Here is a 20,999-nt window from a genome sequence, read left to right as displayed (position 1 = left end):
ACCGCCCGGCACCGACAGTTCAGCCGGCCTGTGACTTCACGTGGTCGATGACCTTCTGGAAGTCCTCGGTGGGCGAGAACTCCACGAACTCGCAGTCCTCCAGGGCCACGGGGACGTGACCCGGCGCCCAGTAGTACGCCTGCCCCGCCTCGTACGTCTGCTCGCCCTCGGCCGTGTGCATCACCAGCCGCCCTTTGAGCAGGTAGCCCCAGTGCGGGCACTGGCACGCGTCGCCGGGCATGCCCTTCAGGGCCGGGCCCATGTCCGTGCCCTGCGGCAGGCGTATGTAGCCGACCGACATCCCGCCGCCCATCGGTTTGATGCGCAACTCCACGCCGTCGCCTTCCAGCGCGACAGGGACGTCCTTTCGAGCCGCTGCCGTCATGACTCCTCCGCTCCGGCCCGCGAGGGCCCCGAGGAAACGACACCTGTACTTCCAGCCTGAACCGCCCCGGGCGGCCCCGCGACATCACGATCCGGTCTCGGGATGTGGTTGAGGGCTTGATTAACCCCCGTGTAATCGATTCCAATCCTCCGTACCACGTCGATGTAATCGATTCCACGAGTGCGTCGGTCCCTGAACGATCCACAAGGAGGTGGAGCGGCGATGGCGAGCATCAAGGACGTCGCTGCCGAGGCGGGCGTCTCCGTCGCCACGGTCTCGCGCGTCCTGAACGACCATCCATCGGTCAGCGCCGAGGCACGCACGCGCGTGCTGGCCGCCGTCGAGACCCTGGGCTACCGCCCGAACGCCGTCGCCCGCTCCCTGCGCACCGACCAGACCCACACCCTCGGCCTGGTCATCAGCGACGTGATGAACCCGTATTTCACCGAGCTGGCCCGCTCCGTCGAGGAGGAGGCCCGCGCGCTCGGCTACAGCGTCATCATCGGCAACGCCGACGAGCGGCCGGATCTGCAGGACCACCACGTACGGAACCTGCTGGACCGGCGTATCGACGGCCTCCTGGTCTCCCCCACCGACGGCGGCTCGCCGCTGATGCTGGACGCCGTGCGCGCGGGGACGCCGATGGTCTTCGTGGACCGGTGGATCCCGGGCGTGGACGTGCCGGTGGTGCGGGCGGACGGGCGAGGTGCCGTACGGGATCTCGTCGCGCATCTGCACGGGCTGGGGCATCGCAGGCTCGCCATCATCGCGGGCCCCGCGGCGACCACCACCGGACGGGAGCGGGTCGAGGCCTTCCGGGAGGCGCTCGGCGCCTACGGACTCGAACTCCCCGACGCCTACATAGGCCAGGGCGACTTCCAGGCCGAGAGCGGGCGGCGGGTCACCGAGGGCTTCCTCGACCTGCCCGAGCCGCCCGAGGTCGTGTTCGCTGCCGACAACCTGATGGCGCTCGGCGCGCTGGACGCCGTACGCGCGCGTGGGCTGCGCGTGCCGGACGACCTCGCGCTGGCCGCGTTCGACGACATCCCGTGGTTCGTGCACACCGATCCGCCGGTCACCGCGATCGCCCAGCCCACGGGCGAGCTGGGCCGGGCCGCCGTACGGGCCCTGGTCGACCGCATCGAGGGACGGCCCGGCGAGTCCGTCACCCTCCCCGCCCGTCTCGTCGTACGCCGCTCCTGCGGCGAACCACCGGCTCCCCCGGAGCCGTCCCCCGTAACGAACAGGAGCCAGTCGTGAGCAACGCGGACGAGTTGCTGCGCATCGAGGGCATACGGAAGGCCTTCCCGGGCGTGGTCGCGCTGGACGGCGTCGACTTCGATCTGCGCCGGGGCGAGGTACATGTGCTGCTCGGTGAGAACGGCGCCGGCAAGAGCACCCTCATCAAGATGCTCTCCGGCGCCTACACGCCCGACGCCGGGCGGATCCTGGTCGGCGGCGAGGAGACGCGCATCCATGGTGCGCAGGACTCCGAGCGCCTCGGGATCGCCACCATCTACCAGGAGTTCAACCTCGTTCCCGATCTGACGGTCGCCGAGAACATCTTCCTGGGGCGCCAGCCGCGCCGTTTCGGGATGATCGACCGGAAGAGGATGGAGGCCGACGCCGAGGTGCTCCTCGCGCGCGTGGGTGTGAACGTGTCGCCACGCGCGCGGGTGCGCGAACTCGGCATCGCCCGCCTGCAGATGGTCGAGATCGCGAAGGCGCTCAGCCTGAACGCGCGCGTGCTGATCATGGACGAGCCGACCGCCGTGCTCACCTCCGAGGAGGTCGACAAGCTCTTCTCCATCGTGCGCAAGCTGCGCGAGGACGGCGTCGGGATCGTCTTCATCACGCACCACCTGGAGGAGATCGCCACCCTGGGAGACCGGGTCACGGTCATCCGGGATGGCAGGAGCGTCGGGCAGGTCCCGGCCACCACGCCCGAGGACGAGCTCGTACGGCTCATGGTGGGACGCTCCATCGAGCAGCAGTACCCGCGCGAACGGGCCGACCGCGGAGCCGCGTTGCTGTCCGTCGAGGGGCTGACCCGCGACGGCGTCTTCCACGACGTCAGCTTCGAGGTGCACGCCGGTGAGGTGGTCGGCATCGCGGGACTGGTCGGTGCCGGCCGTACCGAGGTCGTGCGGGCCGTGTTCGGGGCGGACCCGTACGACAAGGGGGCCGTGAAGGTCGCCGGTTCCTCCCTCCCCGGGCACGACGTCAACGCGGCGATGACCGCGGGCATCGGGCTCATCCCCGAGGACCGCAAGGGCCAGGGCCTGGTGCTGGACGCGTCCGTCGAGGAGAACCTCGGCCTGGTGACGCTGCGTTCGGCCACGCGCGCGGGGCTCGTCGACCTCAAGGGGCAGCGCGAGGCGGCCGCGCGGATCGCGGGGCAGCTCGGCGTGCGGATGGCGGGCCTCGGCCAGCACGTGCGCACGCTCTCCGGCGGCAACCAGCAGAAGGTCGTCATCGGCAAGTGGCTGCTCGCCGACACCAAGGTGCTGATCCTCGACGAGCCGACGCGCGGTATCGACGTCGGCGCCAAGGTCGAGATCTACCAGCTCATCAACGAACTCACCGCTCAGGGTGCCGCCGTCCTGATGATCTCCAGCGATCTGCCGGAGGTCCTCGGCATGAGCGACCGGGTCCTGGTGATGGCCCAGGGCCGGATCGCGGGCGAACTCACCGCCGACGAGGCCACCCAGGACTCCGTGATGGCACTCGCCGTCAGCAACCCCACCAGCGATCTCACCACCGACAAGACCGGAACGGAGGCCACCCGTGGCCACTGACACGCTCAAGAGCTCGGCGGGCGCGAGTGGCGCCCCGGGCGGCCTGCGCCGCCTCCTGCTCGACAACGGCGCGCTGACCGCGCTGATCGTCCTCGTCGTCGCGATGTCGGCGCTGTCCGGCGACTTCATGACGACCGACAACCTCCTCAACGTCGGCATCCAGGCGGCCGTGACCGCCATCCTCGCCTTCGGCGTGACCTTCGTGATCGTCTCGGCGGGCATCGACCTGTCGGTCGGCTCGGTGGCGGCCCTGTCGGCCACCGTCCTCGCCTGGAGCGCCACCTCCGAAGGCGTCCCGGTCTTCCTCGCCGTCCTCCTCGCCATCGCGACCGGCATAGCGTGCGGCCTGGTCAACGGCATCCTGATCTCGTACGGCAAGCTGCCGCCGTTCATCGCGACGCTGGCCATGCTGTCGGTGGCCCGCGGTCTGTCCCTGGTGATCTCGCAGGGCTCCCCCATCGCCTTCCCCGACTCGGTCTCGCACCTCGGCGACACCCTCGGCGGCTGGCTGCCGGTGCCCGTGCTGGTGATGGTCGGCATGGGGCTGATCACGGCGTTCGTGCTGGGGCGTACGTACATCGGCCGCTCGATGTACGCGATCGGCGGCAACGAGGAGGCGGCCCGCCTCTCCGGTCTGCGCGTGAAGAGGCAGAAGCTCGCGATCTACGCCTTCTCCGGTCTGTTCGCCGCCGCCGCGGGCATCGTGCTCGCCGCCCGCCTCTCCTCCGCGCAGCCGCAGGCCGCGCAGGGCTACGAGCTCGACGCCATCGCGGCGGTCGTCATCGGCGGCGCCTCGCTGGCCGGCGGCACGGGCAAGGCGTCCGGCACGCTGATCGGCGCGCTGATCCTCGCGGTCCTGCGCAACGGCCTCAACCTCCTGTCGGTGTCCGCCTTCTGGCAGCAGGTCGTCATCGGTGTCGTGATCGCGCTGGCGGTGCTGCTGGACACGGTGCGGCGCAAGGCGGGGGCGACTCCCGTGGCGGCCGGTACCGGGGGCAACAAGGGCAAGCAGGCGGCGACTTATCTGCTGGCGGCCGTCGTCGCGGCGGCGATCGTCGGCGCCACCTCCTTCCTGCACAGCGGCACGTCGGAGGCGAAGAGCCAGAAGATCGGGCTGTCGCTGTCGACCCTCAACAACCCGTTCTTCGTGCAGATCCGGGCTGGTGCGCAGGCCGAGGCGGAGAAGCTGGGCGTGGACCTGACCGTCACCGACGCGCAGAACGACGCCTCGCAGCAGGCCAACCAGCTGCAGAACTTCACCAGTGAGGGCCTCGGCACGATCATCGTCAACCCGGTGGACTCCGACGCGGTGACCCCGGCGGCGAAGGCCGTCAACAAGTCGGACATCCCGCTCGTCGCCGTCGACCGCTCGGTCAACAACGCCACCACCGCCGCCCTCGTCGCCTCCGACAACGTCACCGGCGGCAAGCTCGCCGCCAAGTCGCTCGCCGAGAAGCTGGGCGGCAAGGGCAGGATCGTGATCCTCCAGGGCCAGGCCGGCACCTCCGCCAGCCGTGAGCGCGGCTCGGGCTTCGCCGAGGGCCTGAAGGCCTACCCGGGCATCGAGGTCGTCGCCAAGCAGCCCGCCGACTGGGACCGCACCAAGGGCCTGGACGTCATGACGAACCTGCTCCAGGCCAACCCGGACATCGACGGTGTCTTCGCCGAGAACGACGAGATGGCCCTCGGCGCGATCAAGGCGCTCGGCGCCAAGGCCGGCAAGTCCGTCCAGGTCATCGGCTTCGACGGAACCGCGGACGGGCTGAAGGCCGTCGAGGCGGGCACGCTGTACGCGTCGGTGGCGCAGCAGCCGACGGAACTCGGCAGGATCGCCGTGCGGAACGCGGTGAAGGCCGCCGCGGGCGACAAGGTCGAGAAGTCGGTGATGGTGCCGGTGAAGGTGGTCACGAAGGAGAACGTGGCCGGCTTCACGGGCTGAGAACGACGGGCGGGCGGGTCCTCGGCGGAGTCCTCTGCGGGGATCCGCCCGCCTCACGTCACTACGGGGATCTATCAGGGAGCAACTCATGTACGACTACGACCTCCTGGTCGTAGGGTCGGCCAACGCCGACCTGGTGATCGGCGTCGAGCGTCGGCCGGGGGCCGGCGAGACCGTGCTCGGCTCCGATCTGGCCGTCCACCCGGGCGGCAAGGGCGCGAACCAGGCGGTCGCGGCCGCCCGGCTCGGGGCCCGTACGGCCCTGCTGGCGCGGGTCGGCGACGACGCGCACGGCCGGCTGCTGCTCGACTCGCAGCGGGCGGCCGGCGTCGACACGGTGGGCGTCCTGGTCGGCGGCGCGCCGACCGGCGTCGCGCTGATCACGGTGGACCCGTCCGGGGACAACAGCATCGTGGTCTCGCCGGGCGCCAACGGACGGCTCGCCCCCGAGGACGTACGGGCCGCCGCGAGCCTCTTCCAGGCGTCGCGGGTGGTGTCGGCCCAGCTGGAGATCCCGCTGGAGACGGTCGTCGAGGCCGTACGCAGCCTGGCGGACGACAGCCGCTTCGTCCTCAACCCCTCCCCGCCGCGCCCGCTGCCCGCCGAGGTGCTGGCGGCCTGCGACCCGCTGATCGTGAACGAGCACGAGGCGAAGGTGATCCTCGGCGACTCGGCGGTGGGCGAGACGCCGGAGGACTGGGCGCGGATCCTGCTCGCCAAGGGGCCCCGCTCGGTGGTCGTGACCCTGGGCGCGGAGGGTGCGCTGGTGGCCTCCGCGCAGGGCGTGACGCGGGTGGCGTCCGTGCGGGTGGACGCGGTGGACACGACGGGCGCGGGCGACGCGTTCACGGCCGCGCTGGCCTTCGGGCTCGGGACGGGCTCGTCCCTGGCGGAGGCCGCGGCGTACGCGGCCCGGGTCGGGGCCGCGGCGGTCACGAAGGAGGGCGCGCAGGCGTCGTTCCCGACGGCGGCGGAGGTCGAGGCGCTGTGAAGAAGGCCGGAATCCTGAACCGTCACCTCTCCGGCGCCCTGGCCGAGCTGGGCCACGGCGACGGAGTGCTGGTGTGCGACGCGGGCATGCCGATACCCGACGGCCCCCGGGTCGTGGACCTGGCCTTCCGGGCCGGGGTGCCGTCGTTCGCCGAGGTGCTGGACGGTCTGCTGGCCGAGCTGGCGGTGGAGGGCGCGACGGCGGCGCGGGAGGTGCGCGAGGCGAATCCGGCGGCGGCCGCGCTGCTGGAGGGCGCGTTTCCCGAGCTGGAGCTGGTCCCGCACGAGCGGCTCAAGGAGCTGTCGGCCGGGGCGCGGCTGGTCGTACGGACCGGGGAGGCGCGGCCGTACGCGAATGTGCTGCTGCGCTGCGGGGTCTTCTTCTGACCTCTGTGGGGCCTTCTGCTGACCCAGGAACGTTTCGAGGGGCCCGGTCCGTCGACCGAGCCCCTCGGGGTTTCCCCTCCCCATCAGAACCCCCGCGATCCCCCCAGATCCCCCTCCAAGAGTCCTGATGCCAAGTACGACCCGCGAGGTGGGGGAAGGGTTGCACGGTCTCCGCGGATTTTTTTCCGGCGCGTCCGGGCACCTTCGGAATGCCCGGAAATCCGAACAGACGTAGCGTTTCAGATATGTCAGAAGTAGACGCAAACCCCCTCACGTCCCTCCAGGACGACGTGCTCGACGAGCTCGGTGACGACCGGATCGGCGACATCGCGGGGCTGCTGGGCACCGACGAGCCGGGCGCCCGGCAGGTGGTGTGTACGACGGTGTCGGCACTGTCCGGCGAGGCGGAGGCCGTGGCGACCCCGCACGACGCCCCTCTCACCGGCGTGGCCACCGTGGGCGGCTTCGCGACCGGAGGCCTGATGGCCGGGCTGCTGGCCGAGGAGGCCAAACCGGTCGCGCATGCGGTGGCCCGCAGGACGGGACTGGCGCCGGGTGCCGTGTCCCGGGTGGTGGAGATGGTGATCCCGGTGGTGCTGACGGTGCTCACGAAGCGTGCCGGGAAATAGCGGTCGCTCACGGCAGGAGGCTCACCGGGGCACTGGGCCGTCGCCGCCCCACATGCGGCCGTCGGATGCGAGAGCATGCCCGTCCGCAGCGGACGACGCCATCCACGCCATGAGCCCGGCCTCGGACATCGGCACCGCGCTGCGCGGCGCACACGTCCTCGGCAGTGAGCTCCTGGCCGTCGCCCCGCGAGACAAGACAAGGACGAGAAGGCGCGTCCAGGCCGTCGCAGGCATCTTCCACTGGTCCGCCCACTGATCCAACCGAACCGCCCAGTCCTCTGCACCGGGGAAGCCACCGGCGCGGAAAAGACCGTGGCGGTGAGCGATCCGTCCACGCACCCGAGGCCGACCGACGGAATAAGCGCTGGCGGCCCCAACTCCTGGACGGCAGCCTTGACTTCATGGTTCCGCGCCCTGCCACCACCGCACCCGACGCCTCCTGGCTCGGCCCCCCGATCGATGCCCGCCCCCTCTTCGCCCCCGAGCACACCGCCCTGATCGCCACCTTGCGCGGACTGCCCCCGTCCGACTGGGAACGGGAGGCAGTACCGGGCTGGAGCGTGCGCGATGTCGCCTCGCATCTGCTGCGGGACTGCTACGGGCGTCTCGCCCGGCACCGCGACGGGCACCAGGAAGGTCCCGGCTTCGCGCCCGGCGAGGACCTGACGGCGTACATCCACCGCATCAACCAGCAGTGGGTCGACGCCCACGCCGGGGTGAGCCCCGCCGCACTCACCGACACCCTGGAGCTGGTCGGCGGTCAGGTCGCCCGTCTCTTCGAGGACACCGACCCGGCGGCGCCGTCACTCGGGGTCTCCTGGGCCGGAGTCGATCCGGCGCCGATGTGGCTGGACAGCGCACGGGAGCTGACCGAGTACTGGACCCACCGTCAGCAGATCCGCCACGCCACCGGCCAGGGCACCGACCCCGACCCGAGGTTCCTGTCCGTGGTCCTGGACACCTTCCTGCGCGCCCTGCCGCACACCCTGCGCGACACCGCCGCGCCCCCCGGCACCCAGGTCCAGGTCCGCGTGGACGGCCGCGCCGGCGGGACCTGGACCATCACGGCGACCACCACCGAGGGCAGCTGGTCCCTGGCCGAGTCCCCCGTCAGCCGCCCCGCCGCACTCGTCCACCTCGACGCGGAGACCACCTGGCGCCTCTGCGTCCGCGGCATCGAACCGGCCGACGCGCTCGCCGTTGCCCACATCGACGGCGACCCCCGACTCGCGGAAGCCGCCTGCAGGATCGTTTCCATCATCCGCTGACAGGGCAGCTGCACAGGCCCGCGCCCCGCCGGAGCCCGCACGCAGCCGGCCCCCACAGGAGCTCTGACTCCCGAGACCGGACAGGAGCTCCGAACCCAAGAACCTCAGGCCCAGGGAGCTCCGACTCCAAGACTCCGCGGGAGCTCCAACCCCACTGCTCCGCAGGGGCTCTTACTCCCGAGGCCCCCCGGAAGACCCCCGCACCATCAGCTCGCCCCGGATCGTCGCGATCCCCCCGGGCGGCGGCTCCTCCCGCCCCATCGCGATCCGACCGGCCCGCGCCCCCGCGTCCGACAGCGGCAGCCTCACGGTTGTGAGGGAAGGCACCGCATCGATGCTGAACGGGAGGTCGTCGAACCCCGCCACCGAGACATCGTCCGGAATCCGCAGCCCCGAATCCCGCAGCGCGGCGCAGGCCCCCAGCGCGACGGAGTCGTTCGCCGCGACCACGGCCGTCAGTGACGGGTCGCGGCGCAGCAGCTCCAGCGTCGCCTCGTAGCCCGACTGCCGGTCGTAGCGGCCGTAGACCGTCCAGCGCGGGTCCTCCTCGATGCCGTGGGCCTGAAGCGCGGCCCGGTGGCCCTCCAGCCGGTGCCGGGTCGTGGTGCGCTCCTCGGGGCCCGCGATGTAGCCGAGGCGTCGATGCCCCAGCCCGATCAGGTGCTCGGTCAGTTCGCGTCCGCCGCCGCGGTTGTCGAAGGTCAGCGCGATCGCGCCGGTGTCCGGTGCCGGCGGCCGGCCGCACAGCACCACGCGCGTGCCGGCGTCGGCGAGCTTCCGCAGCTTCGCCGCGACCGCCGCCGCGTGCGGCGCGTCCTCGACGGCGCCGCCGGTCAGGACGACCGCGGCCGCCCGCTGCCGCTGAAGCAGGGTCAGATAGGTCAGCTCGCGCTCGGGCGAACCTCCCGTGTTGCAGACGACGGCCAGCCGTTCGCCGCCCGCCCGGCCGCCCGGGCCGCCGATCTCCAGCTGGATCGCGCTCGCCATGATCCCGAAGAAGGGGTCGGCGATGTCGTTGACCAGGATGCCGACCAGGTCGGACGTGGCCGCGGCCAGGGCGCTCGCGGGACCGTTCAGTACGTAGTCCAGCTCGTCCACCGCCCGCAGCACCCGCTCGCGGGTGGAGGCGGCGACGGGGTAGTTCCCGTTCAGCACGCGCGACACCGTCGCGGGGGAGACCTGGGCGCGGGCCGCCACGTCCGCCAGGGTCACCGTCATCTCGTCGTCCTCCGGTCGCGCATCTCGTCGTACCACCTCGTACTGCTCACAGACAGGCCTGCCTCCTCGTAGACAGGCCGTCGGCGGCCACGGTTCCGTGTATGTCGAGCAGACCTTACGGCCAAGAACCCCCGCTGTTCGTCCCCTCGAACAACTCAACCCGGTCACGGTCTTGTCCGGACCCCTGGTCAGAGGCTAGCTTCTTATCGGATAGAAAGCGCTTGCTGTGACGCTCAACAGGGTAGGGCGTACGCGGCGCGCACAACCGCGTACGAAGCGCGCACGAACGTTGCGCAGACACCTACGAAGGGAACGACGTGACACGCAAGACGGTGCGTATCGCCATGAACGGTGTGACCGGGCGCATGGGCTACCGCCAGCACCTGGTCCGCTCCATCCTGGCCATCCGTGAGCAGGGCGGCCTCGACCTCGGCGACGGCACCGTGCTGTGGCCGGAGCCGATCCTGGTCGGCCGCCGCGAGCACGCCCTGAAGGCGCTCGCCGAGCAGCACGGCCTGGGCCTGGAGAACGTCTCGACCGACGTCGACGCGGTCCTCGCCGACCCGAGTGTCGACATCTACTTCGACGCCCAGGTCACCTCCGCCCGCGAGGAGGCGCTCCGGAAGGCGATCGCCGCGGGCAAGCACATCTACACCGAGAAGCCGACGGCCACGGGCCTGGAGGGCGCCCTGGAGCTCGCGCGGCTGGCCGCCGACGCCGGCATCAAGCACGGCGTCGTCCAGGACAAGCTGTTCCTGCCGGGCCTGCTGAAGCTGAAGCGCCTCATCGACGGCGGCTTCTTCGGGCAGATCCTCTCCGTCCGCGGCGAGTTCGGCTACTGGGTCTTCGAGGGCGACTGGCAGGACGCGCAGCGCCCGTCATGGAACTACCGGGCCGAGGACGGCGGTGGCATCGTTGTCGACATGTTCCCGCACTGGGAGTACGTGCTGCACGAGCTGTTCGGCCGTGTGAAGTCCGTGCAGGCCATCGCCACCACCCACATCCCGCAGCGCTGGGACGAGAACGGCAAGCCGTACGACGCCACGGCCGACGACGCCGCCTACGGCATCTTCGAACTCGACGGCGGCGCCATCGCCCAGATCAACTCCTCCTGGGCCGTGCGCGTCAACCGCGACGAGCTCGTCGAGTTCCAGGTCGACGGCACGGAGGGCTCCGCGGTCGCGGGCCTGCGCAACTGCCGCGTGCAGCACCGCTCCCTCACCCCCAAGCCGGTCTGGAACCCGGACATCCCGGCCACCTACTCCTTCCGCGACCAGTGGCAGGAGGTGCCGGACAACGCCGAGTTCGACAACGGCTTCAAGGCCCAGTGGGAGCTGTTCCTCAAGCACGTCTACGCCGACGCGCCCTACCACTGGGACCTCCTCGCCGGTGCCCGCGGCGTCCAGCTCGCCGAGCTGGGCCTGAAGTCCTCGGCCGAGGGCCGCCGTATCGACGTCCCGGAGATCTCGCTGTGACCGTCCGACTGCCTGACTTCAAGGGCGGCCTGCGGGCGTACGAGCCCCGCACCGAGCCGCTAGCCCTCACGCCGGGCGCGCCCCTCACCTCCCGTACGGTCTTCTCGGCGGCGCACGTCGTCGCCGACCCGTACGCCGATGTGTCGCCCGACTCGGCCGCCGCCGTCGACTGGGACGCCACCCTCGCCTTCCGCCGGCACCTGTGGTCCCACGGGCTCGGTGTCGCCGAGGCCATGGACACCGCGCAGCGCGGGATGGGCCTGGACTGGGCGGGTGCGGCCGAGCTGATCCGGCGCAGCGCCGCCGAGGCCAAGTCGGTCGGCGGGCTCATCGCCTGCGGTGTCGGCACCGACCAGCTCACCGGCCCGGCGTCCCTGGACGAGGTCCGGGCGGCCTACGAGGAGCAGCTCGCCCTCGTCGAGCAGTCCGGCGCGCAGGCCATCCTGATGGCCTCCCGGGCGCTCGCGGCGGCGGCCAAGGGCCCCGAGGACTACCTGGAGGTCTACGGCCACCTGCTGCGCCAGTCCGCCGAGCCGGTGATCCTGCACTGGCTGGGCCCGATGTTCGACCCGGCGCTGGAGGGCTACTGGGGGTCGAGCGACCTCGACGCGGCCACCGACACCTTCCTGGAGGTCATCGCCGCGCACCCCGACAAGGTGGACGGCATCAAGGTGTCGCTGCTGGAGGCCCAGCGCGAGATCGACATCCGCCGCCGCCTCCCGCAGGGCGTGCGCTGTTACACCGGCGACGACTTCAACTACCCCGAGCTGATCGCGGGCGACGAGAAGGGCTTCAGCCACGCCCTGCTCGGCATCTTCGACCCGCTGGGCCCGCTGGCGGCCGAGGCGGTGCGGGTGCTGGACACGGGGAACGTCGGCGGCTTCCGTGAACTGCTCGACCCCACGGTCGAGTTGTCCCGCCACCTCTTCCAGACGCCGACCCGCTTCTACAAGACGGGCGTGGTCTTCCTGGCCTGGCTGGCCGGCCACCAGTCGCACTTCACCATGGTCGGCGGCCTGCAGTCGGCCCGTTCCCTCCCGCACTTCGCCCGCGCCTACGAACTCGCCGACGGACTGGGCCTGTTCCCGGACCCGAAGCTGGCCGAGGAGCGGATGAAGAACCTGCTCGCCCTGTACGGAGTGGCCCAGTGAGCACCGGACTTGAACGCTTCTCCATCAACCAGATGACGGTGAAGCAGCTGAGCATGCCCGAACTGGTCGAGGCCTGCGGCGATTTGGGCGTGGCGAACGTCGGCCTGTGGCGCGAACCCGTCCAGACGTACGGCCTGGAGGCGACGGCCAAGCTGGTGCGCGACGCGGGCCTGACGGTCACCACCCTGTGCCGCGGCGGCTTCTTCACGGCGATCCGCCCGACGGAGCGGGCCGCGGCGCTGGACGACAACCGCCGCGCCATCGACGAGGCGGCGACGCTGGGCACGGAGGTGCTGGTCCTGGTGTCAGGCGGCCTGCCGACCGGCTCCAAGGACCTGCACGGCGCACGCGAGCGGATCGCCGACGCGCTCGGCGAGTTGGGCCCGTACGCCGAGGAGCGCGGCGTGAAGCTGGCCATCGAGCCGCTGCACCCGATGTACGCCGCCGACCGCTGCGTGGTGTCGACCCTGGCCCAGGCCCTGGACCTCGCGGAACGCTTCCCGGCCCACCAGGTCGGCGTCACGGTGGACACGTACCACATCTGGTGGGACGACACGGCGCCGGAGCAGATCGCCCGGGCGGGGGCGGGTGGCCGTATCCACACCTTCCAGCTCGCCGACTGGACGACGCCGCTGCCGGAGGGCGTGCTCACCGGGCGCGGCCAGATCGGCGACGGCGCGATCGACATGCGGGAGTGGAAGCGGTACGTGGAGGCGGCCGGGTACACGGGCGCCATCGAGGTCGAGCTGTTCAACGACGGGCTGTGGGCGCGGGACGGGCGGGAGGTGCTCGCCGAGACGGCGCGGCGGTTCGTGGAGCACGCCGCGTGACGAGGCGGGGTGGTCCGCCCCCGCCGGGAGGGCGGACCACCCCGTGCCCCGGCCGCCGGTGCGGGTCAGGCGCGGCAGCGCAGCATCTCCAGTGGCGGGTTGGCGAGGTAGTCGGCCCAGAAGTCCGCGCCGAACTCGCGCAGGCCCGCGTCGGAGACCTCCAGTGGGACCCAGGTCAGCTCGCTGAATCCGGCCGCCCGCAGGGACGCTTCGTAGACCTCGCGGCGCGGGGCGGCGGCGAGGATGCTGATCGGCGGGTCGAGCAGGGCCGTGACCCGGAAGCGCGGCCCGGTCTCGGTCTCCTCACCGGTCGGCTCGCAGCGGAAGCCGTACTTCTCCAGGGTCGCCGGGTCGGCACGGTAGTCGGGTGACTGGCCGAGCACGAAGAACTCGGCGCCGGGCGCCAGGCTCCGGTGCACGTTGCGGCACATCCGCTCCATGTCGGCGACGTCCTGGGCGTAGTTGAGCATCTGCACCCCGATCGCGACGTCGAAGCGCCGGTCCAGCGGCGGCAGTTGGGACACGTCGCCCACCTCGTAGAGCACACCCAGCGGAATGCTGTCCTCCAACTTCCGTGCGGCCGCGATCATTTCGCCGGAGATGTCGACGCCGAACACCTCCGTGGCACCGCGCCGCTTGAACTCCCGGCTGTAGAAGCCGGTGCCGCAGGCGAGGTCGAGGACCGCCTTGCCACGCACGTCCCCGACCATGGCCAGGAAGCCGGGCACCTCCGTGTACCGCGTCAGCGGCAGGGACTTGAAGCCCTCGAACGCCTCACCGATCTCGTCGTACTGCTGCACGCTCATCGTGGTGTCCTCCCGTGCGCTTCGTCATGTCCTCGGCCGCGGGCGCCCGTTCCCGGGAGCACCGCGGCCTCCGGCGGGCAGTCTGGTCGCACCCCGGGAGGCGGTCGTACTGGCAGAAGCCACGAAGATGCGGGCACCGTTCCGGCCTCCCGTACGAACGGGCCTCGCGCACCGTCCGGCCGCCGAGGGCTGGCAGCGAAGGCTCGGGCGTCCTAGGCTCGATCCACGGCATCTCTGACTGAGTCAACCATCTGAGTCAATCATCCGGGGGTCGACGACCATGACCGTCCATGACATCCGCGCCTTCAACCGCTTCTACACGAACGTCATCGGCGCCCTCGACTACAGCCGCCACCTCTACGCCCCGTACACCCTCACCGAATCCCGCGTCCTGTACGAGCTCGCGCACTCCCCGCGTACCGACGCGGCCGACCTGCGGGCCGAACTCTCCCTGGACGCCGGGTACTTGAGCCGGATCCTGAACAAGTTCGAGCAGGACGGGCTGATCGAGCGCACGGCCTCCCGGGAGGACCCCCGGCGCCGTCGTGTCACGCTCACCGCGCGCGGCCGGGAGACCGGCAAGCTGCTGGAGGAGCGGGCCACCGAGTCGGTCGGCTCGCTGCTGTCGACCGTGCCGGCCGCCGAACGCCCGCGCCTCGCCGAGGCGATGACGACCGTCCGCACGATCCTGTCCCACGGCCGCCCTCCCCGCCGCGAGGACGTCCTGCTGCGCGAGCCCGGCCCCGGCGACCTCGGCTGGATCGTGCAGCGCAACGCCGCGCTGTACGCCGCCGAGTACGGCTTCGACGCCGACTACGAGGGGCTGGTGGCGAGGATCGTCGCGGACTTCGCGGAGGACCACGATCCGCGTCTGGAGCGGGTGTGGATCGCCGAGCTGGACGGGCGGCCGGTGGGCTGCGTGATGTGCGTACGGGACGAGGCGCCGGCCACGGCCCGGCTGCGGCTGCTGCTGGTCGAGCCGGACGCCCGCGGCCTCGGCATCGGCGACCGGCTCGTCACGGCCGTCGTCGACTTCGCCCGCGACGTCGGCTACCGCGAGCTCGTCCTGTGGACCAACGACGTCCTGGCCGCCGCCCGCCGTATCTACCGGCGCCACGGCTTCGTCCTGGCCGCCGAGAAGCCGCACCGCTCCTTCGGCCAGGACCTCAACGGCCAGGACTGGCGGCTCGATCTGCACGGCACGCCGGAGTGAGGCACCGGGACCACCGCCTGCCGGATGTGCCTCCCCCGGTTTCCCTGGCAAGGTGGGATGCATGAAACTGGCGTTCTCCACCCTCGGCGTCCCCGGCCTCCCCCTGCCCGACGTGCTGCGGCTCGCGACCACGCACGGCTATCACGGTGTCGAGCTGCGCACCCACCCGGAGGAGCCGGTGCACACCGGCCTCGACGCGGACCGACGAGCCGATGTGGTGGGCGAGTTCAAGGCGGCCGGCATCGAGCTGCTCGGCCTCGCCGGGTACGCGCGCGTGGCCGCGCCGGGAGACGACGAGCCCGTGATCGAGGAGATCCGCACCCTCCTCGACCTCGCCCACGACCTCGGCGCGGGCTTCGTCCGCGTCTTCCCCGGCGCCGACCCCGGGCAGAGCCGGGAAGAGGCGGACGCGACCGCCGCGCGGCGTCTGGGTACGGCGGCGGAGTACGCCGCCGACATGGGCGTACGGATCCTGCTGGAGACCCACGACTCGCACCGCACCGGCGCCGACGCGATCCGCGTCCTCGGCCTGGTCGGCCACCGTCATGTCGGCTCGCTGTGGGACGTCATGCACACCTGGCTGGGCGGCGAGCAGCCCTCCGAGAGCTACGCGGCCCTCTCCCCGTACCTGGGCTACGTCCAGGTCAAGGACATCGCCTCCGCCGACGACACGACCCCGCTCCCGCTCGGCGCCGGGGTGCTGCCGCTCGCCGAGTGCGTGGAGGTGCTCTCCCGGCACGGCTGGGACGGCTGGCTGTGCTGGGAGTACGAGAAGCGGTGGTACGAGAACGCCGCGCCGCTCGACGGACTGCTGGCCGCCGGACGCGACCACCTCGCGCGGCTGCTGAACGAGTCGGCCTAGGCCCAGCCGGTTGCCGGTAATTCGGTGGCCCGGCGGGCGGACCGCCGTATAGCGTCCCCCCTCGTGCCCGAATCCATGCCGCGCCCCGCCATGCCCTCATGAGCCTCGCCCGTACGTTGATGGACGTACGGCCGCTGCGTACTTCCCCCGTCTTCCGGCGGCTGCTGATCGGGCGGACGGTGTCCGTGCTCGGCAGCTTCATGACCATGGTGACCGTCATGTTCCAGGTCTGGGACATGACGCACAGCGCGGTCTGGAGCGGTGCGGTCGGTCTGGCGCAGGCGCTGCCCATGGTGGGTGTGGGTCTGTTCGCCGGGTCGTGGGTGGACCGGGGCGACCGGCGGCGGATCTTCCTGGTCGCCACCGTCGGGCAGGCGGTCTGTGTGCTGCTCCTCGCGGTGCAGGGCTTCACCGGAGGGGTGCCGGTGGCCGGGATCCTCGCCCTGGTGGCGGCCGGCTCCTGCTTCGGCGCGGTCGGCGGCCCGGCGGCGGGCGTGTTCGTGCCGCGGCTGCTGCCCAAGGAGCAGGTGGCGGCCGGGCTGGCCCTCAACCAGGTCACGGGGCAGGCGATGATGCTGCTCGGCCCGGCGCTGGGCGGACTGTTCCTCGGCTGGTTCGGCATCGGCGTCTGCTATCTGCTGGACGCCCTGAGCTTCGGTCTCGCCTTCTACGGCGCCTTCGGCCTGCCCGCGCTGCCGCCCGAGGGCGAGCCGTCGCGGGCCGGGCTGCACGGCGTCCTGGACGGCCTGCGGTTCCTGGCCGGCAACCGGGTGGTGCGCGGCGCGCTGATCACCGACCTCGCCGCCACGGTCCTGTCCATGCCGGTCAGCCTCTTCCCCCTGATCAACGCCGAACGCTTCGGCGACGACCCGCGCACCCTCGGCCTGTTCCTGTCGGCCGTCGCGGTGGGCGGCGTCACGGCGACGGCCCTGTCGGGTTCGGTCACCCGCCTCGGCCGCCCCGGCCTGGTGATGCTGTGCGGGGCGGGGACATGGGGTGCGGCGTTGGCGGTCTTCGGCCTGACGACCAGCCCGTGGGTGGGGCTCGGGCTGCTGGTGGTGGCGGGTGCCGCCGACGCCCTGTCGGTCGTCTCGCGCGCCACGATCGTCCAGACCCGCACTCCGGACGCCCTGCTCGGCCGGGTGACCGCGGCCGAGCAGATCGTCGGCCAAGGCGGCCCGCACCTCGGCAACCTGCGCGGCGGCCTGGTCGCCGGCTGGTCCTCCGGCGCGACCGCCCTGGTCACGGGCGGGCTGCTGTGCGTTCTGGCGGTGGCCTACGTCGGTGCCAGTACGCCGGAACTGCGGGACGGCACGACTAAGCCGGACGGGCCATGAGCAGCGCCGTCGGGTCCAGGCACCACCCCAGTACGGCGGGCCACGGTCCGTAACCGGCGTCCAGGTCGAGGTGGGCGGCGCCGGGGAGGATGTCGGTCGGCAGGGCGAGGGGGTGGCCGTAGAGGGTGTCGGCGCCCTCCTCGCAGTACGGGTCGTCGTCGCCGGCGACCAGGCGGGTGGGGCCGGGGAGGGTGAAGTCCAGGGGTGGCAGGGCGAATCCGGCGACCTGCGGGTGCCGGGCGAGCACGGCGCCGGACGGCGGGGCGACGAGCAGTACCCGGTCCACGGCGTCGAGCCCCGGCAGCCCGCGCGCGGCCGCGTGCAGCCACAGCACGGCGGACAGACTGTGCGCGACGACGACCCGCTCCGACCGCGCGTCGAGCTTGCCGAGATGCCGGGTCAATTCCTCCAGCCAGACCTCGAGTTCGGGGTCGTCGGGGTCGGGCAGCTGCGGGTAGACGACCTGGTGGCCGATGTCGGTGAGACGGTCGGTGAGCCAGTGCTGCCAGTGGTCCTCGGGGCGGTGGTTCTGCCAGCCGTGGAGGATGAGGTAGGCGGTCATGGATTCGATGGTTTCCGATCACCCCGGGCGGGTCCAGTTAATCTTTTGCGGTGGAAGAGTTAAGTGAGAGCTTCACCATCGATCTGCGCCGCCTGACCGTCCTGCGCGAACTCCAGCGCCGGGGCAGCCTCGCCCGCACGGCCGAGGCCCTGCATCTGACGCCGTCGGCGGTCTCGCAGCAGATCGCGGCGCTGGCCCGTGAGGCGGGCGTCCCCCTGACCGAGCGCAAGGGACGAGGCGTACGGCTCACCGGCCAGGCCCGGGTGCTGCTCGCGCACGCCGACCTGATCGCGGCCCAACTGGAGCGGGCCCGGGCCGACTTGGCGGCGTACGGGGCCGGCGGGCGCGGGTCGGTGACGATCGGCTGCTTCTCCAGCGCGATCCTGGGCCTGCTGCCGGGAGCCCTGACGGCACTGCGCGAGCGCCTGCCGCAGGTCCGTGTCGACGTCGTGGAGGCGGAGCCGCCGGACCTGTTCACGGCCCTCGACGGGGGCGAGGTCGACGTGGCCGTGGCGGTGGACTTCGCGGCGACACCGCCGTACGCGGACCGCCGCTACCACCGCGTCGACCTGTGCACGGACGTCCTGGACATCGCCGTCCCGTCCGGCCACCGCCTCGCGGACCGTGACCGCGTCGCCCTGCGGGAGCTGGCCGCGGAGCACTGGATCGTGGGCGACGCGCGCAGCTGTTGCGGAGCGGTGGCACGGTCGGTGTGCGCGGCGGCGGGTTTCACACCGGACATCCGGCACGCGGTGAACGACTGGGGCGCGCTTGCGGCGCTGGTGGAGGCGGGGCAGGGCGTGGCCCTGATCCCGCGCCTGGTCCAGCCCCTGTACGGGCACCGCCGGATCGCCCTGCTGACGACGGAGGGGACACCGCCGTCCCGGAACGTCTTCGCTGCCGTACGCACGGGCGCGGAGGGCGATCCGGTCCTGGCCGCCGTACGGGACCAGCTGTCGGCGTCCGCTAAGGAGTCGGCGACACCTGCGGCAAGTACCCGGCCACCCGCTTCTCCAGCCGCCCCCGGCACTGCGGCCACTCCCCCGCCGTGATCGAGAAGATGGCGGAGTCACGCAGCCGCCCCTCCTCCCCCGGCGCCCAGGAGCGCGACCAGTTGCGCAGCACACCCTCGAAGCGGGCCCCGACACTCTCGATGGCCGCGCGGGAGCGCTCGTTGCGGGCGTCCGTCTTCAGGTCCACCCGGGACACGCCCCACTCCTCGAAGGCGTGCCGGAAGAGCAGCAGTTTGGCCTCGGCGTTCACGCCCGTGCCCTGGGCGGAGCGGGCGAGCCAGGTGAAGCCGACCTCTACGGCGTCGAGTCGGTCGTCGGAGAGCCAGTGGCGCGGCTCCCAGTAGGAGGTGGCGCCGACCGCCCGGCCCGAGGCGACGGAGACCTGCGCGTAGGGCGCCAGCATCCCCGTCTCCGCGCGGGCGAGCTGCGCGTCGATGTAGGCGCCGACCTCATGAGCCCCGGGCACCCACGTGAACGCGTAGGTGCCGCGGTCCTCCTCCGCCGCCACCGCCAGATCCGCCGCATGCCGATGCCCCAGCGGCTCCAGGCGCACCAGCGCGCCCTCCAGGACCGGTCCCACCAGCTCGAAGCTCACCCGACAACCCCCGTCACAACCGCGCGCGCAGCGCCCCGAACTCCTCGTGGAAGCCCGGGAAAGTCTTCCGTACACACTCGGGGTCGTCGAACGAAATACCAGGCACCCGAAGCCCGGTCACCGCGAAGGACATGACGATGCGGTGATCGCCGTACGACGTGATCCGCGCCCCGTTCGTGGCAGGCGCCCCCGGCCGGATCTCGATCCAGTCCGGGCCCGTCGCCGCGTCCACCCCCAGCCGCCGCAGGTTCTCCGCGCACGCCTCCAGCCGGTCGCACTCCTTCACCCGCGTGTTCGCCACGTCCTCGATCCGCACCGGTCCGGAGGCGAACGGTGCGAGGGCCGCGAGGGTCGGCATGGTGTCGGAGATGTCCCGCATGTTGACGGTGATGCCGCGCAGTTCGCCGGTTCCGCGGACCGTCGTGCCCTCGGCGCCGATCTCGACGTGCGCGCCCATCCGCCGCAGGACGTCGACGAAGCCCAGGTCGCCCTGGAGAGCACCCTCGCCCAGCCCCGGGACCGTCACCTCGCCGCCCGTCAGAGCCGCCGCCGCGAAGAAGTAGCTCGCGGTCGACGCGTCCGGCTCCACCGCGTAGGTCGTGGCGCGGTAGCCACCCGGGGGCACCACGAAGACGTCCCCCTCCCGCCGTACCTCCGCCCCGAACGCCCGCATCATCGCGATCGTGATCTCGACGTACGGCACCGAGACCAGGTCGGTGACCCGGATCCGCAGGCCTTTCCGGGTCAGCGGCCCGAGCAGCAGCAGCGCCGTCAGGTACTGCGACGACTGTCCCGCGTCCAGCGTCACCTCCCCGCCCTCGACGCCGGCCGCCGTGACCGTCAGCGGATGGTGGCCCTCCCTGTCCTCGTGCCGCAGGTCCACGCCCAGGTCGCGCAGGGCCGAACTCAAGGGCGCCAGGGGGCGGCGGCGCATCTGGGGCGAGGCGTCGAAGCGGTAGGTGCCGTGGCCGGTCGCGGCCAGCGTCGGCAGGAAGCGGGCCGTCGTCGCGCCGTCGCGGCAGTAGACGTCCGCCTCCGCGACCGCGGGGCCCTGCGGGCGGCCGTCGACCTGCCAGGTGTCCGGGGTCCGGCCCACGCGGTAACCGAGCCGGGTCAGCCCCTCGGCGAAGCCCTCCGTGTCGTCGGAGCGCAGCGGCCGTACCAGGGTGGTGACACCGTCGGCCGCGGCGGCCAGGAAGAGGGCGCGGGCGGTGATGGACTTGGAACCGGGGATGTCGACTGCGGGCATGGCCTCATGATCGCCCGGGCCGTGGCCGGGCCGCCGCCGCGTCCACGGGATGGACCCGCATCGGACCCTCGCCCGTTGCCCACACGTCACGTCCGCCACCGGCTTACCGACTTCGCCGATTCCGGCCACCCGCGGGAACCCAGCCCCACCCCCGCCCGTCCAACCCGCGAGCTGCCGGAGAGTCACCACGGTGCGGTGTCGGCCCTCGCTGCTGGCTGCGATCGCTGACCACCCTCTCCGCCGTACCGCGGCCGGCAGCACGCCGTCATCGGCGCGCCCCCCTCCAACTGCG

Annotated in this window: 21 protein-coding genes; 15 read left to right on the top strand and 6 right to left on the bottom strand. The window is 72.1% G+C overall.

The annotated features are described in order from the left end of the window. Nucleotides 1–19: 19 nt before the first annotated feature. The gene (locus ACIREI_RS08145) at nt 20–385 is read right to left on the bottom strand and encodes a hypothetical protein (protein WP_403328778.1); all 366 of its coding nucleotides are present in this window, start codon (nt 383–385) and stop codon (nt 20–22) included. Nucleotides 386–607: 222 nt separating this feature from the next. Between ACIREI_RS08145 and ACIREI_RS08140 the strand changes: the two genes are divergently transcribed. The 8 genes from ACIREI_RS08140 (at nt 608) to ACIREI_RS08105 (ending at nt 8,396) form a co-directional block, all read left to right on the top strand. Further along, nucleotides 608–1,645 (top strand): LacI family DNA-binding transcriptional regulator, encoded by a 1,038-nt coding sequence (locus tag ACIREI_RS08140; protein ID WP_403328776.1) that lies wholly within the window; start codon nt 608–610, stop codon nt 1,643–1,645. Then, entirely contained in the window at nt 1,642–3,183 is a 1,542-nt protein-coding gene (locus ACIREI_RS08135) for a sugar ABC transporter ATP-binding protein (protein ID WP_403328773.1), read from the top strand. Before ACIREI_RS08140 ends, ACIREI_RS08135 begins: the two co-directional genes overlap by 4 nt. Beyond that, nucleotides 3,173–5,122 carry a substrate-binding domain-containing protein gene (locus ACIREI_RS08130; RefSeq protein ID WP_403328770.1) on the top strand — a complete coding sequence of 650 codons (1,950 nt, stop codon included), beginning with the start codon at nt 3,173–3,175 and terminating at the stop codon, nt 5,120–5,122. Before ACIREI_RS08135 ends, ACIREI_RS08130 begins: the two co-directional genes overlap by 11 nt. An 88-nt stretch (nt 5,123–5,210) precedes the next feature. Further along, nucleotides 5,211–6,113, top strand: a complete 903-nt coding sequence (locus ACIREI_RS08125) for a ribokinase (RefSeq protein ID WP_403328767.1) — start codon at nt 5,211–5,213, stop codon at nt 6,111–6,113. Continuing rightward, entirely contained in the window at nt 6,110–6,499 is a 390-nt protein-coding gene (gene rbsD, locus ACIREI_RS08120; protein ID WP_403328764.1) for a D-ribose pyranase, read from the top strand. The genes ACIREI_RS08125 and rbsD overlap by 4 nt, the downstream gene beginning before the upstream one ends. A gap of 245 nt (nt 6,500–6,744) precedes the next feature. Continuing rightward, a complete protein-coding gene (locus tag ACIREI_RS08115) occupies nt 6,745–7,128 on the top strand; it encodes a DUF937 domain-containing protein (protein ID WP_403328761.1) in 384 nt (127 codons plus the stop codon). A 109-nt stretch (nt 7,129–7,237) separates the two neighbouring features. After that, the gene (locus ACIREI_RS08110; protein WP_403328759.1) at nt 7,238–7,384 is read left to right on the top strand and encodes a hypothetical protein; all 147 of its coding nucleotides are present in this window, start codon (nt 7,238–7,240) and stop codon (nt 7,382–7,384) included. Nucleotides 7,385–7,529: 145 nt separating this feature from the next. Beyond that, nucleotides 7,530–8,396 (top strand): maleylpyruvate isomerase family mycothiol-dependent enzyme, encoded by an 867-nt coding sequence (locus ACIREI_RS08105; protein ID WP_403328757.1) that lies wholly within the window; start codon nt 7,530–7,532, stop codon nt 8,394–8,396. 171 nt (nt 8,397–8,567) lie between these two features. Here the strand turns inward: ACIREI_RS08105 and ACIREI_RS08100 are convergent, their stop codons facing one another. Then, nucleotides 8,568–9,614 carry a LacI family DNA-binding transcriptional regulator gene (locus ACIREI_RS08100; protein ID WP_403328754.1) on the bottom strand — a complete coding sequence of 349 codons (1,047 nt, stop codon included), beginning with the start codon at nt 9,612–9,614 and terminating at the stop codon, nt 8,568–8,570. A 317-nt stretch (nt 9,615–9,931) separates the two neighbouring features. On the opposite strand from ACIREI_RS08100, the gene ACIREI_RS08095 reads away from it, so the two are divergent. The 3 genes from ACIREI_RS08095 to ACIREI_RS08085 are packed head-to-tail and all read left to right on the top strand — an operon-like array spanning nt 9,932 to nt 13,070. After that, complete coding sequence (locus ACIREI_RS08095; protein ID WP_403328752.1) at nt 9,932–11,089, top strand: Gfo/Idh/MocA family protein; 1,158 nt, start codon at nt 9,932–9,934, stop codon at nt 11,087–11,089. After that, nucleotides 11,086–12,240, top strand: coding sequence for a dihydrodipicolinate synthase family protein (locus ACIREI_RS08090; RefSeq protein WP_403328749.1), 1,155 nt, complete (start codon nt 11,086–11,088; stop codon nt 12,238–12,240). The genes ACIREI_RS08095 and ACIREI_RS08090 overlap by 4 nt, the downstream gene beginning before the upstream one ends. Before the next feature lie 32 nt (nt 12,241–12,272). Next, nucleotides 12,273–13,070, top strand: coding sequence for a sugar phosphate isomerase/epimerase family protein (locus tag ACIREI_RS08085; protein ID WP_403329446.1), 798 nt, complete (start codon nt 12,273–12,275; stop codon nt 13,068–13,070). Nucleotides 13,071–13,135: 65 nt separating this feature from the next. Here ACIREI_RS08085 and ACIREI_RS08080 read toward each other — a convergent pair whose 3' ends face one another. After that, on the bottom strand, nt 13,136–13,876 hold the full coding sequence (locus tag ACIREI_RS08080) for a class I SAM-dependent methyltransferase (protein WP_403328746.1): 741 nt from the start codon (nt 13,874–13,876) through the stop codon (nt 13,136–13,138). Nucleotides 13,877–14,156: 280 nt separating this feature from the next. Here ACIREI_RS08080 and ACIREI_RS08075 point away from each other — a divergent pair, with 280 nt between their 5' ends. The 3 genes from ACIREI_RS08075 to ACIREI_RS08065 all read left to right on the top strand — a co-directional run bounded on the left by ACIREI_RS08075 (nt 14,157) and on the right by ACIREI_RS08065 (nt 17,288). Further along, nucleotides 14,157–15,089 (top strand): GNAT family N-acetyltransferase, encoded by a 933-nt coding sequence (locus tag ACIREI_RS08075; RefSeq protein ID WP_403328743.1) that lies wholly within the window; start codon nt 14,157–14,159, stop codon nt 15,087–15,089. Between the two features lie 61 nt (nt 15,090–15,150). Then, the gene (locus ACIREI_RS08070) at nt 15,151–15,951 is read left to right on the top strand and encodes a sugar phosphate isomerase/epimerase family protein (RefSeq protein ID WP_403328740.1); all 801 of its coding nucleotides are present in this window, start codon (nt 15,151–15,153) and stop codon (nt 15,949–15,951) included. A gap of 98 nt (nt 15,952–16,049) precedes the next feature. Further along, nucleotides 16,050–17,288: an MFS transporter gene (locus ACIREI_RS08065; RefSeq protein ID WP_403328737.1), complete on the top strand. Its 1,239-nt coding sequence runs from the start codon at nt 16,050–16,052 to the stop codon at nt 17,286–17,288. On the opposite strand, the gene ACIREI_RS08060 is transcribed toward ACIREI_RS08065, so the two are convergent. Further along, a complete protein-coding gene (locus ACIREI_RS08060) occupies nt 17,269–17,850 on the bottom strand; it encodes an RBBP9/YdeN family alpha/beta hydrolase (protein ID WP_403328734.1) in 582 nt (193 codons plus the stop codon). The genes ACIREI_RS08065 and ACIREI_RS08060 overlap by 20 nt on opposite strands. A gap of 50 nt (nt 17,851–17,900) precedes the next feature. Between ACIREI_RS08060 and ACIREI_RS08055 the strand changes: the two genes are divergently transcribed. Then, complete coding sequence (locus ACIREI_RS08055; RefSeq protein WP_403328731.1) at nt 17,901–18,902, top strand: LysR family transcriptional regulator; 1,002 nt, start codon at nt 17,901–17,903, stop codon at nt 18,900–18,902. Here the strand turns inward: ACIREI_RS08055 and ACIREI_RS08050 are convergent. Further along, nucleotides 18,817–19,458, bottom strand: a complete 642-nt coding sequence (locus ACIREI_RS08050; protein WP_403328728.1) for a GNAT family N-acetyltransferase — start codon at nt 19,456–19,458, stop codon at nt 18,817–18,819. The two genes, ACIREI_RS08055 and ACIREI_RS08050, sit on opposite strands and share 86 nt — an antisense overlap. A gap of 13 nt (nt 19,459–19,471) precedes the next feature. Next, entirely contained in the window at nt 19,472–20,707 is a 1,236-nt protein-coding gene (gene aroA / locus ACIREI_RS08045) for a 3-phosphoshikimate 1-carboxyvinyltransferase (protein WP_403328726.1), read from the bottom strand. Nucleotides 20,708–20,999: the final 292 nt, after the last annotated feature.

The organism is Streptomyces sp. NPDC093591 (assembly GCF_044764885.1).
Taxonomy (GTDB): domain Bacteria; phylum Actinomycetota; class Actinomycetes; order Streptomycetales; family Streptomycetaceae; genus Streptomyces.
The sequence above is the reverse complement of the archived record's forward strand: the minus strand, read 5'-3'. Positions and strand labels throughout refer to the sequence as shown.

Coding starts and splice junctions, on each gene's coding strand:
- ACIREI_RS08070 (WP_403328740.1), top strand. CDS start 15,151: ATGAAACTGGCGTTCTCCACCCTCGGCGTCCCCGGCCTCCCCCTGCCC.
- ACIREI_RS08125 (WP_403328767.1), top strand. CDS start 5,211: ATGTACGACTACGACCTCCTGGTCGTAGGGTCGGCCAACGCCGACCTG.
- ACIREI_RS08065 (WP_403328737.1), top strand. CDS start 16,050: ATGAGCCTCGCCCGTACGTTGATGGACGTACGGCCGCTGCGTACTTCC.
- ACIREI_RS08145 (WP_403328778.1), bottom strand. CDS start 385: ATGACGGCAGCGGCTCGAAAGGACGTCCCTGTCGCGCTGGAAGGCGAC.
- ACIREI_RS08075 (WP_403328743.1), top strand. CDS start 14,157: ATGACCGTCCATGACATCCGCGCCTTCAACCGCTTCTACACGAACGTC.
- ACIREI_RS08060 (WP_403328734.1), bottom strand. CDS start 17,850: ATGACCGCCTACCTCATCCTCCACGGCTGGCAGAACCACCGCCCCGAG.
- ACIREI_RS08140 (WP_403328776.1), top strand. CDS start 608: ATGGCGAGCATCAAGGACGTCGCTGCCGAGGCGGGCGTCTCCGTCGCC.
- ACIREI_RS08085 (WP_403329446.1), top strand. CDS start 12,273: ATGACGGTGAAGCAGCTGAGCATGCCCGAACTGGTCGAGGCCTGCGGC.
- ACIREI_RS08100 (WP_403328754.1), bottom strand. CDS start 9,614: ATGACGGTGACCCTGGCGGACGTGGCGGCCCGCGCCCAGGTCTCCCCC.
- ACIREI_RS08115 (WP_403328761.1), top strand. CDS start 6,745: ATGTCAGAAGTAGACGCAAACCCCCTCACGTCCCTCCAGGACGACGTG.
- ACIREI_RS08080 (WP_403328746.1), bottom strand. CDS start 13,876: ATGAGCGTGCAGCAGTACGACGAGATCGGTGAGGCGTTCGAGGGCTTC.
- ACIREI_RS08110 (WP_403328759.1), top strand. CDS start 7,238: ATGAGCCCGGCCTCGGACATCGGCACCGCGCTGCGCGGCGCACACGTC.
- aroA (WP_403328726.1), bottom strand. CDS start 20,707: ATGCCCGCAGTCGACATCCCCGGTTCCAAGTCCATCACCGCCCGCGCC.
- ACIREI_RS08105 (WP_403328757.1), top strand. CDS start 7,530: ATGGTTCCGCGCCCTGCCACCACCGCACCCGACGCCTCCTGGCTCGGC.